Source organism: Paenibacillus donghaensis, from assembly GCF_002192415.1.
GTDB classification, from domain to species: Bacteria; Bacillota; Bacilli; order Paenibacillales; family Paenibacillaceae; genus Paenibacillus_AQ; species Paenibacillus_AQ donghaensis.
The window spans coordinates 462,606-478,323 of sequence record NZ_CP021780.1; the positions used below are offsets into that span (position 1 = coordinate 462,606).

The 15,718-nt window shown below is 52.6% G+C and carries 13 protein-coding genes; 9 read left to right on the forward strand and 4 right to left on the reverse strand.

Features of this window, described 5'->3' with window-relative positions; genetic code table 11:
• The 4 genes from B9T62_RS01800 to B9T62_RS01815 all read left to right on the forward strand — a co-directional run bounded on the left by B9T62_RS01800 (nucleotide 1) and on the right by B9T62_RS01815 (nucleotide 6,136).
• Nucleotides 1-1,719, forward strand: a complete 1,719-nt coding sequence (locus B9T62_RS01800; protein WP_087913701.1) for a cache domain-containing sensor histidine kinase — start codon at nucleotides 1-3, stop codon at nucleotides 1,717-1,719.
• A 79-nt stretch (nucleotides 1,720-1,798) separates the two neighbouring features.
• Nucleotides 1,799-2,761 (forward strand): glycoside hydrolase family 43 protein, encoded by a 963-nt coding sequence (locus tag B9T62_RS01805; protein ID WP_087913702.1) that lies wholly within the window; start codon nucleotides 1,799-1,801, stop codon nucleotides 2,759-2,761.
• Nucleotides 2,758-4,548, forward strand: a complete 1,791-nt coding sequence (locus B9T62_RS01810) for a glycoside hydrolase family 36 protein (RefSeq protein ID WP_087913703.1) — start codon at nucleotides 2,758-2,760, stop codon at nucleotides 4,546-4,548. Before B9T62_RS01805 ends, B9T62_RS01810 begins: the two co-directional genes overlap by 4 nt.
• Nucleotides 4,549-5,065: 517 nt before the next feature.
• On the forward strand, nucleotides 5,066-6,136 hold the full coding sequence (locus tag B9T62_RS01815; protein ID WP_425436632.1) for an undecaprenyldiphospho-muramoylpentapeptide beta-N-acetylglucosaminyltransferase: 1,071 nt from the start codon (nucleotides 5,066-5,068) through the stop codon (nucleotides 6,134-6,136).
• Nucleotides 6,137-6,205: 69 nt separating this feature from the next.
• Here B9T62_RS01815 and B9T62_RS01820 read toward each other — a convergent pair whose 3' ends face one another.
• Nucleotides 6,206-7,561, reverse strand: coding sequence for a dipeptidase (locus B9T62_RS01820; protein WP_087913704.1), 1,356 nt, complete (start codon nucleotides 7,559-7,561; stop codon nucleotides 6,206-6,208).
• Nucleotides 7,562-8,469: 908 nt separating this feature from the next.
• Between B9T62_RS01820 and B9T62_RS01825 the strand changes: the two genes are divergently transcribed.
• From B9T62_RS01825 to B9T62_RS39855, 4 genes are all read left to right on the forward strand, one after another.
• Nucleotides 8,470-8,871, forward strand: a complete 402-nt coding sequence (locus B9T62_RS01825) for a winged helix-turn-helix transcriptional regulator (RefSeq protein ID WP_245864306.1) — start codon at nucleotides 8,470-8,472, stop codon at nucleotides 8,869-8,871.
• Between the two features lie 41 nt (nucleotides 8,872-8,912).
• A complete protein-coding gene (locus tag B9T62_RS01830; protein ID WP_087913706.1) occupies nucleotides 8,913-9,863 on the forward strand; it encodes a TRM11 family methyltransferase in 951 nt (316 codons plus the stop codon).
• Between the two features lie 33 nt (nucleotides 9,864-9,896).
• The gene (locus tag B9T62_RS01835; protein WP_087913707.1) at nucleotides 9,897-10,514 is read left to right on the forward strand and encodes an NUDIX hydrolase; all 618 of its coding nucleotides are present in this window, start codon (nucleotides 9,897-9,899) and stop codon (nucleotides 10,512-10,514) included.
• 202 nt (nucleotides 10,515-10,716) lie between these two features.
• Complete coding sequence (locus tag B9T62_RS39855) at nucleotides 10,717-10,863, forward strand: hypothetical protein (protein ID WP_169834311.1); 147 nt, start codon at nucleotides 10,717-10,719, stop codon at nucleotides 10,861-10,863.
• A 743-nt stretch (nucleotides 10,864-11,606) separates the two neighbouring features.
• On the opposite strand, the gene abc-f is transcribed toward B9T62_RS39855, so the two are convergent.
• Entirely contained in the window at nucleotides 11,607-13,553 is a 1,947-nt protein-coding gene (gene abc-f, locus B9T62_RS01840) for a ribosomal protection-like ABC-F family protein (protein ID WP_087913708.1), read from the reverse strand.
• Between the two features lie 611 nt (nucleotides 13,554-14,164).
• Here abc-f and B9T62_RS01845 point away from each other — a divergent pair.
• Nucleotides 14,165-14,542 carry a PH domain-containing protein gene (locus tag B9T62_RS01845; protein WP_087913709.1) on the forward strand — a complete coding sequence of 126 codons (378 nt, stop codon included), beginning with the start codon at nucleotides 14,165-14,167 and terminating at the stop codon, nucleotides 14,540-14,542.
• Here the strand turns inward: B9T62_RS01845 and chrA are convergent.
• Nucleotides 14,535-15,083, reverse strand: coding sequence for a chromate efflux transporter ChrA (chrA, locus tag B9T62_RS01850; RefSeq protein WP_087913710.1), 549 nt, complete (start codon nucleotides 15,081-15,083; stop codon nucleotides 14,535-14,537). The genes B9T62_RS01845 and chrA overlap by 8 nt on opposite strands.
• The gene (gene chrB, locus B9T62_RS01855; protein WP_157685402.1) at nucleotides 15,083-15,661 is read right to left on the reverse strand and encodes a chromate efflux transporter ChrB; all 579 of its coding nucleotides are present in this window, start codon (nucleotides 15,659-15,661) and stop codon (nucleotides 15,083-15,085) included. Before chrB ends, chrA begins: the two co-directional genes overlap by 1 nt.
• Between the last annotated feature and the right edge of the window lie 57 nt (nucleotides 15,662-15,718).

Consider the following 15,718-nt stretch of genomic DNA (forward strand, 5'->3'; position numbering starts at 1 on the left):
ATGAGGCGGCTTGGGAATGTCCCGTTTGGCTACAAGCTGATTATTCCTTATGTGGTGTGCTTGCTGCTGGCTGTGCTGAGTGTAGGAATGTTCGCGTATACTCATTCCGTGAATTCGCTTAAGGAAAAGACACGCGAGAACATTCAGGGAACCCTGCGGCAGATGCGCGACAATATCCGTTACCGCACCGACGATATTGAACGCATCTCCAGCATGCTCTATTACAATTATGGTCTGCAGAACGCGCTGCGCCGTTATGAGCAAGGCTGGTACAGCTACGATACGATGACCCGCACACTGATGCCGGCGCTCGATAATCTGCTTAATTACACGGCCAGCAATATAGGACTTAGCTTATATCTGCGCAATGATGCGATTTCGGAGGTGTTCTACAAGGACAGCGAGCAGAATTCCTTGTCTTCCATCAAGAGGTATGAGATTTATCATCTGAAGCGGATTGAGCAGGAGGACTGGTATACGGGCCTCAATCTCGCCAAGCAGCCTATGGGTTTCAGTCAGTGGCGCCAGATTACGCAGGATGAGGCGCATGGCAATATCTCGCTGCTGCAGCGGCTGGACGATATCCAGCGTCTGAAGGAAATTGGTCTGGTGCGGATCAATGTGCAGATCAGCGATCTGCTGAATTCAGTCGATTACCGCAAAATAGGCGAATACAGCATGCTCACGGTGCTCGGAGCCGATGGCCGCATGCTGCTGCAATCCTCGCCGGAGGCCGGAGCGGTAGAAGCCCAAGGCTCCTCTGCCCACTGGCTGCTGCTTACGGAACCGCTGGATGGACTCGGCTGGCAGCTCCAGGCGCATATCCCCAACAGCCTGTTCGATGCCAGTGCCAGCAAGGTGCGGCGGATGACCCTGCTGGTCTGCCTGGTAAGTGCGCTGGTGCTGAGTCTGCTGGGAATCCTGGTGTCGAGTTACTTCTCGCGACGGATTCAGAAGATTGTCGCTTCGCTGAATGCCTTCCGCGACGGCGACTTTCAGCGCCGGATCTCCTATAGTGGCAATGATGAATTGGCGCAGATTGCCGCTGCTTTTAACAGAATGGGCACCAATATTGAGGAATTGATCCACAGCAACTATGTAGCGAATCTCCAGAAGAAAGAAGCGGAGCTGGAGTCGCTGCAGGCCCAGATCAATCCGCATTTCCTCTATAATACACTCTCCTCGATCAGCCGTCTGGCCCAGTTCGGAGATACCGCCAAACTTCATACGCTGGTTCAGGAGCTGGCCAAGTTCTACCGGATTTCGCTCAACCGCGGAGAGATCCAGACCACGGTTGCCAAGGAAGTGGAGCATGCTCAGGCCTACATTGCCATTCAGGGCATCAAATACGGCAAACGGCTGAGCATTTATTATGACATCGACCCTGAGGCGCTGGAATATACGACGGTGAAGCTGATCCTTCAGCCGTTGATTGAAAATGCGCTGGAGCATGCCTGGTTCGGAGCGACAATTGCTATCCGGCTGGTTGTGGAGAAGCTGGACCACACTATTGTATTCAAGGTGATTGATAATGGCGTTGGGATGAACGGCGATACGATTACGCAGATTTTTGCTGCCGAAGGCCCGAAGATCGGCTACGGCATCCGCAATGTGGATTCCCGGATCAAGCTGCATGCCGGCCCAGGCTATGGTGTAGTCATCGGCAGCCGTCCCGGAATCGGCACGACCATGCAGATTACGATTCCTTGCCGGAAATGACGGAAGTTACATTGGGGGAAGGAAGAATAGCTGCAAATACAAGGATGGATACTTTGGCTGTATAGGAGAATGCAGAGCAATGAGTCAAATAGAAAATAGCATGTTCATCCGGCCAGGAGAGGTATGGCTGGATACCGGTGGCGAGCCGATCCAGGCCCATGGTGGTGGAATGCTGTATTATGAAGGCAGTTACTATTGGTACGGCGAGAACAAAAGCGCCGCTACCTGCAACGCTAGAACGGATGTGGTGGGTGTGTCCTGCTATTGCTCAACCGATCTGGCCCGTTGGGACAATAAGGGGATTGTGCTCGCTGCCATGCCGGAGGAGCCGGAACATGATCTTCATCCGAGCAAGGTGCTGGAGCGGCCCATGGTTATCTATAATGAAGCCACCCGGACCTTTGTTATGTGGCTGCATAGTGATGAAGCCGATTATTCCGGCGCCCGGGCTGGGGTTGCGGTCAGCAAGACACCTGACGGACCCTTCCGCTATCTGGGCAGCGTGCGCCCGAACGACATGATGAGCAGAGATATGACGGTGTTTGTGGACGACGACAGGGAAGCGTATCTGTTCTATTCCTCAGAGCATAACAGCACCCTCCATATCGTCCGGCTGAGCGGCGATTATCTCAGCCCGACAGAGAGCTATACCCGCCAGTTCCCGGATAGCTATCGCGAAGCGCCAGCGGTCTTCAAGGACAAGGGCTGTTATTATCTGATCACCTCCGGCTGCACCGGCTGGGAGGCGAATGCAGCCGAATACGCGATTGCGGAGCATCCGCTTGGCCCTTGGACCGTGATGGGCAATCCCTGCACCGGATCGGAGGTTGAGACTACGTTCCGCTCGCAGAGCACCTTCGTATTCCCGGCAGCAGGTTCACCGGGACAATATATCTTCATGGCCGACCGCTGGAACAGCAGTGATCTCGGTGATTCCCGTTATATGTGGCTGCCCGTAACAACGCAGAATGGACAGCTGAGTCTAGGCTGGCGGGATGAGTGGAAGCTCCCTGTAAGCAACAAGGGAGGGGATACAAGATGAGCGCTGCACGTTCAACGCTGCACACAGGGACATATACAGTAGTGCTGGATGGCGATACAGATGTCTTCCGTCCTGAGCTTAGCTTCGCGCAGGAAGCAGACGGATTGCAGTATATCCGGCTTGTACTCCAGGCAGACCATGTTGCAGTTCCGCCTGCATTCACCTTGCGCTGGAGCCAGAAGGCACTGGATGTTCAAGGGCTGTGGCATCCGGTGGCAGACCGGAACCGGGCGCTGATTCCGGACTGGTGGCCGGGATTCTCCTCCAGGGCTACTTCTTCGGCACCCGTGGTCTGTCTATATGGCGGCACAGGACACAATGTGCTGAGCTTCGCCTGCTCAGATGTGCTGAATCCGCTGCAGCTGCATGCTGGCCTGCACGAAGAGTCGGCCAGCTTCGATTGCCGTGTGACTCTGTTCGCGGAGCCGTGTTCTCCCTTGCAGCAGTACGAGTTGACTCTGCGTCTGGACGCCCGCAGGCATCCTTACTACGAGGCCTTGCAGGAGGTCTCGGACTGGTGGGCCAGCTTGGAGGGCTGCCGTCCGGCTCCGGTTCCTGAAACGGCGAGAGAGCCGATGTATTCCACCTGGTACAGCTTCCATCAGCAGCTGGAGCCGGAGGCGGTAGAGGAGCAGTGCCGAATCGCCGCACAGCTTGGCTGCAAGGCGGTCATCATCGATGACGGCTGGCAGACGTCGGACGAGAGCCGCGGCTATGCCTATTGCGGCGACTGGGCGGTCAGCCCAGCTAAGCTGCCGGAGATGAAACATCATGTAGCCAGAGTGCATCAGCTTGGCCTGAAATACCTGTTATGGTATGCGGTGCCTTTCATCGGCAAGCACAGCATGGCCTGGAGCAGATTCGGGCATAAGCTGCTCTATATGAATGAGGAGCTTGGTGCCGGGATCGTGGACCCCCGGTTCCCGGAGGTGCGGGAGTACCTGACTGCCATTTATGAGCAGGCCTTGCTGGATTGGGATCTCGACGGCTTCAAGCTGGATTTCGTCGACAGCTTCTACGCGGACAGCACTTCAGCCGCCCGGCTTGGCGATGGCCGGGATACCGATTCTGTACCGGAGGCGGTGGATCTCCTGCTCAGCGGCATCATCTCCCGGTTGAAGCAACTGAAGCCGGGAATCATGATTGAATTCAGGCAGAATTATATCGGACCCTTAATGCGTAAATACGGCAATATCTTTCGGGCGGCCGATTGTCCGGGCGATGCGCTCCAGAACCGAATCAAGACGATCGATATCCGGCTGCTGGGAGGCGGAACCGCAGCCCATGCCGATATGCTGATGTGGCATCCGGAGGAAACGGCGGAGCATGCAGCCTTACAGCTGCTGAATGTGCTGTTCGCCGTTCCGCAAATCTCGATGCTGCTAAACCGTATCCCGACTTCCCAATTCCAGATGCTGTTCTTCTGGCTGACCTTCTGGCGGGAGCATCGTGATGTACTGCTGGACGGCAAGCTTGCGCCGCAGCATCCCGAGCTGCTCTATCCGCTGGTCTTGGCCCGCACACCGTACAAGCTGGCGGCTGCGGCCTATCAGGACACAGTAATTCCTTTGGCCGGAGAGCTGCCGGAGCAGGTCTACATCGTGAACGGAACCTTGCTGGAGCGGCTGGTGGTGGAGCTGGATCAGGCCTACGAAGGAGTGGGTGTTAAGGTTCAGGATTGCCGGGGGGCAGTGGTCCGGGAAGAGCTGGTCAACTTAGGCAAAGGCGTTCATATGCTGGAGGTGCCGGCAGCAGGGTTGATTACACTGCGCATGGCGAATGAATAAACCTGAAACTAAATTCCTGAGCATCCCGTGCATATTACGATTTCTATCAAAACCTTATTTTAAAAGTGCAATTGAATATAGCCGGATCACCAACCAGTGAACAAATAGATGCGAAATTGGTTACTACTTAGGTCCTTTGAGAGGTCTTAAAAGGTTACTGTGGAACGTTCGGAGCAAATAGATGCGAAACTGCAACTAATTTCAGTTGAAACCTCTGTCAGGAGGCGATTAAGTGCGATATTGCAACTAATTTCGAATAAATCAAGTATTTTTTGCTCGAATGACGGAATTAAGTGCCTTTTTGCAACTATTTACTCCAAAACGGAAAAAACGGACTAATTAGATGCACTTTTGCAACTAAATTAATGATTCGAGCTTGTTGAGGAAACCATTACGGAGATGAGTTGATTAACCCAGGGATTATAGAATTGTGAAAAGGCTTCTCTTCGCGTAAAATCAATTCCACCACAGAATTTGATTACTGTATGTGCGATAATGAGATGAGGTGATCACAGTTTTGAAAAAAATATTATTAACTGGTGGGGGTTCAACTGGACATGTGGCAGTTAATCTTGCATTAATTCCCAAGCTTCGGAATCTCAACTGGGAGATAGGGTATATTGGTTCAAAAAATGGTATAGAACATGAGTTAATCAATGGTATAAAAGACGTGAAATACTTCGCTATTTCGACCGGTAAACTTAGAAGATACATTTCAATAGAAAATTTAAAGGATCCCGTAAAAGTTATAAAAGGCATTAGGCAGTCCTACAAAATAATTAGAGAGTATAAACCTGATGTCATCTTTTCTAAGGGGGGCTTTGTATCGGTTCCTGTAGTATTGGCTGCCTGGATGAATAAGGTCCCAATAATCATACATGAATCGGATGTTACTCCTGGCTTGGCCAATAAGATTTCAATGCCATTTGCGAGCAAAATTTGCCTCACCTTTAAAGATACTGAAAGACTGGTTCCCAAAGAAAAGGGTATATTTGTAGGTCCGATTATTAGAAATGATATCAAAAATGGAAGTAAAGAACGGGCCATGGAAATGTGTGGTTTTCACGATCGGAGAGCAGTTCTGCTCGTGATGGGGGGAAGCTTGGGCTCCAATTTCATCAATCAAGTGGTTAGAGATAGTGTTCCCCGACTGATGAGTAAATTTCAAATTATACATATATGCGGAAAGGATAATGTGGAATCTTCCTTTAACGTTGATGGCTATAAACAATTTGAATATGTAGACAGCGAATTGAAGCATCTATTGGCTTTGGCGGATATAGTCGTATCCAGAGCAGGTTCTAATTCGATTTTTGAGTTTTTATATTTAAATAAGCCGATGTTGCTGGTTCCTCTTTCTGGTAAAGCTAGCAGGGGGGATCAAATTCTAAATGCAAATTCTTTTCAACAACTTGGGTACAGTAGAGTCATGACTGAGGAAAAATGTAATATGGGTACTTTCATTGAAGAGGTAAATTTTTTATACACTAATCGGGAACCGATTATCGATAAAATGAAGCAAGCTCCCAAAAAAGACACTTTAGAGGATATTATAAATATTATTAATGACTTCACAAGAAGTCGATAGATTAAACCAACAAACAGGCCATCCAGTAAACCGGGGGGGCCTGTTTGCCAATTCTATTCGTTGTGAATCTTAGACCGTCTTCAGAAACTCTACAATGGTCAGCAGACCTTTGTCGAAGTTCTCCAGGTTGAAGTGCTCATCCGGCGCATGCAGATTCTCGTCATCCAGGCCAAAGCCCATCAGCACAACCGGCGCTTCCAGCACACGGGCGAAGCTCTCCATGATCGGAATCGAGCCGCCGTCTTTGGTGAACAGGGCGCGGCTGCCATAAACCTTACCGTAGGCATCGGCTGCTGTCTGCAGAATCGGATGGGACGGATCGCTGTTGAAAGCGCGCGCCTTCTCCATTTGCTTGACCTGCACCTTGGCTCCGGTCTGGATGTGGGCCTTCAGATGCGCTTCAATGGCATCCAGAATATGCTGCGGATCCTGATCGCCCACCAGGCGGCAGGTAATCTTGGCGTGTGCTTCCTTCGGAATGACGGTCTTGCTGCCTTCTCCCTGGAATCCGCCCCATACCCCGTTAAGCTCAAGGGTTGGACGTGCGCCCACACGCTCTACGAAGGAATATCCTTCCTCGCCATACAGCGCCTCCAGTCCAAGACCTTCTCTGATCTTGTTCTCGTCTACCCCTTGTTTGCTGAATTCATCGCGCAGCAGCGGAGACAGCTGAGGCACTCCTTCATAGAAGCCTTCCACACTTATCCGGCCCTTGTCGTCATGCAGCGAATCCAGCAGGGAGACAAGCGCATGCAGCGCGTTAGGCACGCCGCCGCCGTAGGAACCGGAGTGCAGATCGGTCACAGCGGTGTTCACGGTGACTTCCAGCGAGCAGAGGCCGCGCAGTCCGGTGCAGATGGCAGGACGGCCGCGCTCCAGCAGAGAGGTGTCGGAGACCAGCACGGCATCCGCAGCAAGCTTCTCCTTGTTCGCTTCAAGGAATGGAGGCAGGTTGACGCTGCCGATTTCCTCCTCGCCTTCGATGCAGAGCTTGAGGTTCACAGGCAGCGTGCCTTCCTGTTTCAGGATGGCTTCGATGGCCTTGATGTGGATCATGACCTGGCCTTTGTCGTCGGTGGCTCCGCGTGCATAGAGCTTGCCGTCCCGGATCTCCGGCTCGAACGGAGGCGTGGTCCAGAGGTTGAGCGGGTCCACCGGCTGCACATCATAATGGCCATAGACCAGAATGGTCGGTTTGCCCGGAGCATGAAGATAATCGGCGTATATGACCGGATGTCCGGCAGTCGGATGCAGCTCGATGTTCTCCAGACCAGCCCGTTTCAGGGTGTCCAGCAGCCAGTGGGCTGCAGTCAGCACGTCGTCCTTGTGGGCGGACAGAGCGGAAATGCTGGGTATAGCCAGCCATTGCTTCAGTTCTTCGAGATGGGCTTCCCGTTCCTTTTGAAAATAAGCTTCGTATGACATAGCGGGTATGTACCTCCTAGAGCGGTTATAAGATAAACGCAAGAATCGGCGGCAGCGCCCGGCCAGATCCCGAAGTCGAAGGGAAGGGCCGGACGCTGCCGCTGGGTTACCTGAGTTCTCTTGGCAAAGTTATGCTAGCCCCTATTATACTGGACATTTCCCGCAGGATCAAAGGGAGAGACAGCTCAGTACACGATGGTTTCCGGAGTACCACGCGTTGGCGATCAAACCGGGATCGGCGGCAGTGCCCGGGGTTTGATGAACACACCAAGCGCCAGGTGACACACATACATGCCGTGGGGAGCTACTTAGAGCCCCCTTGTGTTCCATGTGTTACTCGTTCGAGCCTGTCATACCACACCGCGCGACAAGGAGGCTGAGCATAACAAAGGAAGGCTGTCGCCGGTAACCAGCGATTACCTTTCAGACTATTAACGGACTCAGGAGCCCCTATTCAAGCCAAAACCCACTAGTTAAGGCCTGTTTTTCCGATATAGAGGCTATGCGGTCCGTTACATTCCAAACCAGCGCAGAAATGAGGAAATAACAGGAGCTATACGGTCCGTTAGGACGTAGGTTACCTGAAGTTCGGGTGGGGGAGGGTTTGGATTACGGTAGTGCGATCCCCTAACCTTCGCAAGTAACCTCCTCCAGTAACCTTCTATATCCTCGCAGGGTCCTAAGTAGTAACCATTGTGCGAAATTAGCGCTACTTTGAATCCGCGGGCACCGAATGTATTGGCGATGGATAATCCAAGACCCGGGCCTGCGCCTACGATAGTAGTTTTGCTCATGATTATCAGTTCCCTTCAGGATGTTGATTACTAACAGTAACCATGTTAGACTAAGGAATCCCAAGCGGCAAGAAGGCACTATTACTTGCGCTAGTTACATGGAGGTAACCAGATTTGAAACCATTACAAGCATTAACGGGCAGCCCGTTGGCAAGACTGGAGGACTGCATGCTTAACCGGCAGATTCTGGATACCGTCGGAGATAAGTGGAGTGTGCTGATTATCACCAATCTGGGTGTGCAGAATCTGCGGTTCAAGGAGCTGCAGCGCCGTTCCGGCGGTATCTCCCAGCGGATGCTGACTCAGACCCTCCGCCATCTGGAACGGGATGGGCTGGTCTGGCGCAAAGCTACACCCACCGTACCGCTAACCGTTGAATACGGGCTTACGGAACTGGGAAACTCACTGCTCGGACCTTTGAGTGGTCTGGTGGAATGGGTCAATGGAAACAGCGGAGACATTATACAGGCGCGCAGCGGTTATGACGACCGGCAGAAAGAGTCGGAGACGGAATAAGAGGACGTTCGTGCATTACATATGGCAGAGGATGGATTAAATTGAACAATACCGGAGAACCCTTGTATATCTATACTTACGCTTGTGCGGAGGATGAGCAGTCGCTCTGCGCGATGGAGCTGCGCTGCTTGTTCGGGCGGGAAGTGCCACCGACTATTTTTGCCAGCGGAGTGAAGCGGGAGGTCAGCCGAAGCCCCTTCATCAAGGAACGGATAGATGTGATGTATGAGGCCGATACCCTGCCTGAGATCTACAAGCTGACCGAGCAGGTACAGCTGGAGGGCCAGACCTTTAAGGTGATTTTTGTCAAAACCAATGATCTCGCCCCTGCGGACAAAATCGAATACGACGCACGAAGAGTCATTGAACGGGAAATCGGCCTGCGTATTGAAGGCGAGGCGGATGTTAATCATCCTCAGCTGGTGTACGGCATAGTTACCCTGGGTGGACGGTGGTACTTCGGTTCCTACCATAAGAACCAGGCGACCTGGTTCCGCCAGATGAAGAAGCCGCGCAGCTACTCCATAGCGCTCAGTACCCGGGTGGCCCGGGCAGCTGTCAATATGGCCGTTCCCGAGCCGGAAGGCATTCGCGCCATCGACCCCTGCTGCGGCATCGGCACCGTGATGGTAGAGGCATTATCGATGGGCATCGATATGACCGGCCGTGACATTAACCCGCTGATTGCCGCCGGTGCCCGAACCAATCTGGCCCATTTTGGATTCACCGCAGAGGTGGTGCTGGGGGATATCGCCGACATTGCCGAGCATTACGATGTAGCGATTGTGGATATGCCCTACAATCTGTACTCGCGGATCACGCCGGAGGAGCAGTTCGCTATTCTGGAGAATACGCGCCGGATTGCAGACCGTGTAGTTATTGTAGCCATCGAAGCGATGGACGAGATGATTGCCGAGGCGGGATTTACGATCATCGACCGCTGTATAGCGAAGAAGGCAGGCTTCTCACGTCATCTGATGCTCTGCCAGTAACTGTCCATAACTACAAGCAAAGGGGATGAAGGAATGGAAGCGAAATGGTTAACCTGGGCGAAGGAGATTCAGGGCATTGCCCAGACGGGACTTACTTATGCCAAAGACGTCTACGACATTGAACGTTATGAGGCGCTGCGCGAGCTGAGTGTGGATATCATGGCGAACTACACGTATGAGAGCAAAGAGCAGATCCGGCTGTCTTTCGCGGGTGAAGACGGCTATGCCACGCCGAAGGTGGATATCCGGGGTGTGGTGTTCCGGGAGAATGAGATTCTGCTGGTGCGCGAGAAAATGGATGGCAAATGGGCTCTGCCTGGCGGCTGGGGTGACATCGGCCTGTCCCCAAGTGAAGTGGTCGTAAAGGAAATACGGGAGGAATCAGGCTTTGAGGCGGAAGCCATCCGGCTGCTGGCGGTGCTGGACAAGAAATTTCATCAGCATCCGCCGGAGCCTTACCATGTGTACAAGCTGTTTATCCTCTGCCGGATTACGGGTGGAGCCGCAGCCGAAGGCGTGGAGACGAGCGGGGTAGCCTTTTTTGCCGAGGATGGGCTGCCGGAGCTGTCGGAAGAGCGGAATACGTTGGCCCAGCTGCATACGCTGTTTGAATTTAACCGGAATCCCGACAAGCCAGTCATATTGGACTAGGAGCCTGCATATAATGGATCAATTATTTAAAAAAAAGGTGTTGAAAGAGCTTAATTATGGGTTATAATTAATATGTAAGCACTTACATGAATGGCCGCTGAGCCTTTATATCTAAAAAAATCCGGAAATGCTGCATTTGTGGGTCAAGCGGTCTACATTTTTTCCTCTGCTGTGACGATAAGATATTTTAGGAGGGGATCGCATGGAACAAGAAGAGCTTAGACTTCCGCTACAACAGGAGAAGATCACACGTCCTGCTGAAGGCAACATCGCTACGGGTTTGATATGGGGGATATTAATCAGCATTCCGTTATGGATCTCGCTAATTGGCTGGTTTATGGGGCGGTAAGCCATAGAGTTATGCCGCAGTTGTAACTACTACGGATACTATTGGTTTATATATAATAGACGGATGCAGCTGTTTAAGGGCGCATCCGTTTTTGGCATGTCCGGATTAGCGCAGAATGTAAGTGAATTACTGACCTTCTGAATATAGGTTACGGAGTTGTTACTTATTTAGACGCACCGAGCCTGGAAAGGTTGCGCTATATATAAGATGAACTTAAGAATGGAGTAGTCGAGTTGTCAGAAAGCCTGATGCATAGGGCTTTCTGGCCGCTTCGTGTGTAACATTCTTAAGTTCACGTTCTATAGCAAGAAAAATTTTTACTACTCAGGTCTCTCTGATAATGTAAAAGGCAGCAAGGGTGCTTGCAGAGAAATTAGATGCGAAAGTGGTTACTACTTAGGTACAACTGAAGATATAGTGTGGCACTAGCGCTCTTTGAGAAATTAGATGCGAAACTGCATCTAATATCGGTCGGAACTCCTGATATCGAACAAATAAGTGCGAAATGGCAACTATTTCCGAGTGAATCGCTTGTTTAGAGCTCAGAATCGGAAAATAAGTGCGTTATCGCACTTATTTGCTCTAAAACAGATAAAAGGAGCTAATTAGATGCGTATTCGCACTTAATTTTGTAGCTGGACTACCGTAGCAATCCAGAAGCTAAGTCTTGATGGCTCATATCCTCTGGAGACCTAAGTAGTAACGAAAAATTCATGAATCAACCGGGAAGAAGGTTCTTCCTGCTATAAATCTGCTTCGCTGAGCCAGGCTACATACAGCGCATCGACCTGTGTCTGGGCGGCATCCCGCTGCTCTTGCAGCTCGCTCAGCCGCTCTGCATCGCTGCAGATCTCCGGCCCCTGCATCTGCGCATCAACTGTTGCCAGCAAGCCTTCGGCTTCGGCAACGGCTGCCTCCCAATAAGCAGCGGTATGACGATTATTGGAAGAAGAAACGGAGGCGTGTTTCTTCGCCTCAAGTCCACTCTGCTGCTGCCGGCTCTGCTGCTGAGCGGCGGCAGGGGGACTGGCGGCAAGTTTGGCAGACTGAGCCGCAGACTCGGCCTTTTTTTCCTTATAATATTCGTAATTCCCGGCGAACACGCTGAACTGCCCGTCTTCAATCGTCCACAGCTTATGGAACAGGCGGTTGATGAAATAACGGTCATGGGATACCGCCAGAACCGTGCCGGGGAACTCCTCCAGCGCTTCTTCCAAGGCTTCACGCGAATCAATGTCCAGGTGGTTGGTCGGCTCATCAAGAATCAGCAGATTGGGCTGCTGGTGCATCAGCACCGCGAAGCGCAGACGGGTCCACTCGCCGCCGGAGAGCTTGGCAATCCCCTTGAAGACATCTGCTCCATAGAAGAGGAACCGTGCCAGCTGGCCACGCGCTTCGCCTTCCTCCAGACCGGCCTGCTCGCGGAAATACTGCAGCACCGATTGGCCGTTGTCTCCGGGCACAGCTTCCTGGGCGAGATAACCGGGCACGGCCCGTGAACCAAGCTGGCAGCTGCCGCTGTCCGGGGTCTCCTCCCCGAGAATGATCCGCAACAACGTGCTTTTGCCAGCGCCGTTGCCGCCCAGAAGTGCGGTGGTTTCACCGTAGCGGAGCACCTCGCTGGCTCCCTGGAACAGGCTGCGCTCACCGTAGCTTTTGCCTACTCTGTCCAGCACAACCGCCTGGTTGCCGGAACGGTCCTTCTGCTGCAGCTGCAGATCCATCGCCTTGCGCTCCAGAATCGGCTTCTTCACCTTGACCATCCGGTCCAGCGCCTTCTGCATGGAAGCGGCCCGGCGGTGGAAGGAGGGATTGGGCGGATTGGAACGGTTGCCCCACTCGATCAGCCGTTTGATGCTCTCCTGCATCTGCTTGATCTTCTTCTGCTGCTCCTGATAATCGGCGAATTGCAGCAGCAGCCGGGTCTCCTTCTCGGTCTGATAGCCGCTGTAATTAGTGTGATATAGGATGGCTTCGCCATCTTCAAGCTCCACAACCTTCTTGACCACCGCATCGAGGAAATAGCGGTCATGGGAGATGACCAGCACGGTGCCGTCATAGCCCTGGAGAAACTGCTCCAGCCATTCAATCGCATCCATATCCAGATGGTTGGTGGGCTCATCAAGCAGCAGAATATCGGGCTTCTGCAGCAGCAGCACCGCCAGCCCAACCTTGGTCTTCTCGCCGCCGGAGAGCGAAGCGAAGCTGCGCTCATATTGCCCCCGGCCGATGCCAAGCCCGCTGGCGATCCGCTGGATCGAAGCCTCAATCTCATAGCCACCGGCCGCTTCAAACTTCTCTTGCAGGCTGCCGTATTCCCGCAGCAGCCGGTTCCAGGCGGCCTCCTGCTGCTGCGCATCGGGCGAAGCCATCTCCATCTCCATCTCCCGCAGACGGCTCTGCCAGCGGAGCGGCTCCGCGAAGCTGCGCTGCAGCACCTCGTACACAGTTTCTTGGCCGTCTGCCTCCTGAATCTGTGCCAGCTTGCCTGCGGTTGCTCCGCGGCGGATGGCGATCTGGCCCTGGTCCGGTTTCTCTTCTCCGTTCAGCAGCCGGATCAGGGTAGTTTTGCCACAACCGTTACGGCCGATGAGGCCCACCGTTTCCCCTTGGCGGATATCGAAGCTGACGTCTTGCAGCACAAGCTGGGCGCCGTGGTATTTCTGTACATTGATACATTGAATCATCATAATAGGGATTCTCCTTTGATAGGAATGCCCCCGCGCTGATCTCGAGCGTTGAGCCGACACGTACCTAGAGCAACAAGTGGAAACGGTTTCGCCGTCCTCAGCAAAGCATATGCTTCCGAAGCAGCGATACTATGTATCGCCTTCAGGCATCCGTTTCAGCGAGAAATAGAAGGATGATTTATAACGTAAACATATAAATCCTTATATTTCAAAAAAAGCCGCAGGGAAATTTCCCCGCGGCCTTGTCATTCTCCGGTAATCAGTTCCGTAGAGATGCAGGCAGGAAAGGCATTTCGCATGTTTGTAGTGTTATTGAGTTCATATGGATGCCGATAGACAGACTTCTCCCGTTGTTGGCATATACATGAGCAATACCAGCTACAACTTTTGGCAGCCGGCTCATAACACTGTTGGTCACATTGCGGTCCATTCCTACCCACCTCCTTCATTAACAAATTTAAAGTTATTGTAATGAATTATTGCAGAATTTGCAAGCCCTCAAATTTCGAACGGGTATTGCAGTACGGCATATCTTTGGAATGTTGTAATAACATGGAGATATGGCGGCTAGGGCCAACCGCTAAATCTACAGGCTGAAAAGAGGATGGCAGATGGCAATTTTTGATGGACTGCTGGGCAATGCTGCCCAGGTCGATCTTCCAGCGGTTAAGCGTGAATACGCGCAGATTCTTGCCCCGCAGGAGAATATCGAGCGGGCTTACAAGCTGATCAGGGACATGTTTATTTTTACCGACAAACGGTTGATTCTGGTCGATAAGCAAGGGATTACGGGCAAGAAAACCGAATACCATTCCATTCCTTACAAAAGCATCTCCCACTACTCGGTGGAAACGGCCGGGCATTTCGATCTGGATGCCGAGCTGTGCCTGTATATCTCCAATAGCACGCTGCCGATTAAGAAGACCTTCAACAAAAGCGTTAATATCTACGAAGTGCAGTCTGTATTATCGCAATATATTCTCAAATAGCTACTACCGTATACCTCAGCACAAGCCCGCCATAGGCAAAAGCGGCTAAGATCACCAGCGCAGGGTGAAGCTTCAGCCGCTTCATAGCCCAGAAGGCGATGGCGGCAATAATAAGTGTCTGTACATAGCCGATTGATCCGGCGGGACCTTGGGCCATTGTCCAGGTCAGCGCTGCCATCATTACGGCGATTACGGGTTGTACAAGCAGGGTCATGCCCTTCACTACGGGCGATTGCTTGTATTTCTGCATGACCTGCAGCAGCACAATCAGCGCAGTAGCCGAGGGCAGCACCGTCGCCAGCAAGGCCAGAATCAGCCCAAGCCAGCCGTAGACATCGTATCCGACATAAGCGGCGATTTTGGTGGCAATCGGTCCGGGCAGTGCATTGCCGAGCGCCAGCATATTGGAGAATTGCTCATCCGTAAGCCAGCCATAATGAGGCACGATCTCTTGGTACATCAGCGGAATCGAGGAGGGTCCGCCGCCGTATCCGAGCAGGTTCGCCATGAAAAAACCATAGATCAGCTCCAGCCACTCCATTAGATGCTCTCCCCTTTCTTATTCCGCGCCAGCAGGCGGTAATGAACCGTGCCATAGCCGAGGAAAAGCACGATTACAATGGCCGGATGCAGGTGCAGCACCTCCAGCAGGACAAGCGCCAGCAGAATGAATCCGGCGGCCAGCCATCGGCCCAGCCCCTTGTAGGCTTTGTGGGCGAATTCATAGGCCATCATGCCAAGCATGACCGCAATTACAGGGGACACCCCGGCGATCATTCCGGCCACAACCTTGGAGCCGGCCAGAATATTCACTGCCGAGAGCAGGATGATCATGGCGGCGCAGCTGGGCAGGATATGCGCCAACACAGAGAGGACAGCGCCCCGTATACCTCTTAGCTTGTAGCCGAGATAGGCGGCCATTTTGGTGGCGATCGGTCCGGGCAGGGCATTGGCGATGGCCAGTGTCTCGCCGAATTCATCATCGTTCAACCAGTGATAGCGAGAGACGGCGTCATGCCGGATTAGCGGGATCACGGAGGGACCGCCGCCGTACCCGAGAATACCGGTTCGAAACATAGCGACAGCCAGCTGCACATACTCTTTATGGATTGATTTCATGTCAGACCTCCCAGTGTCAAAGGCGTTTCTTCCTGGAGCCATTCTATACAATCTACA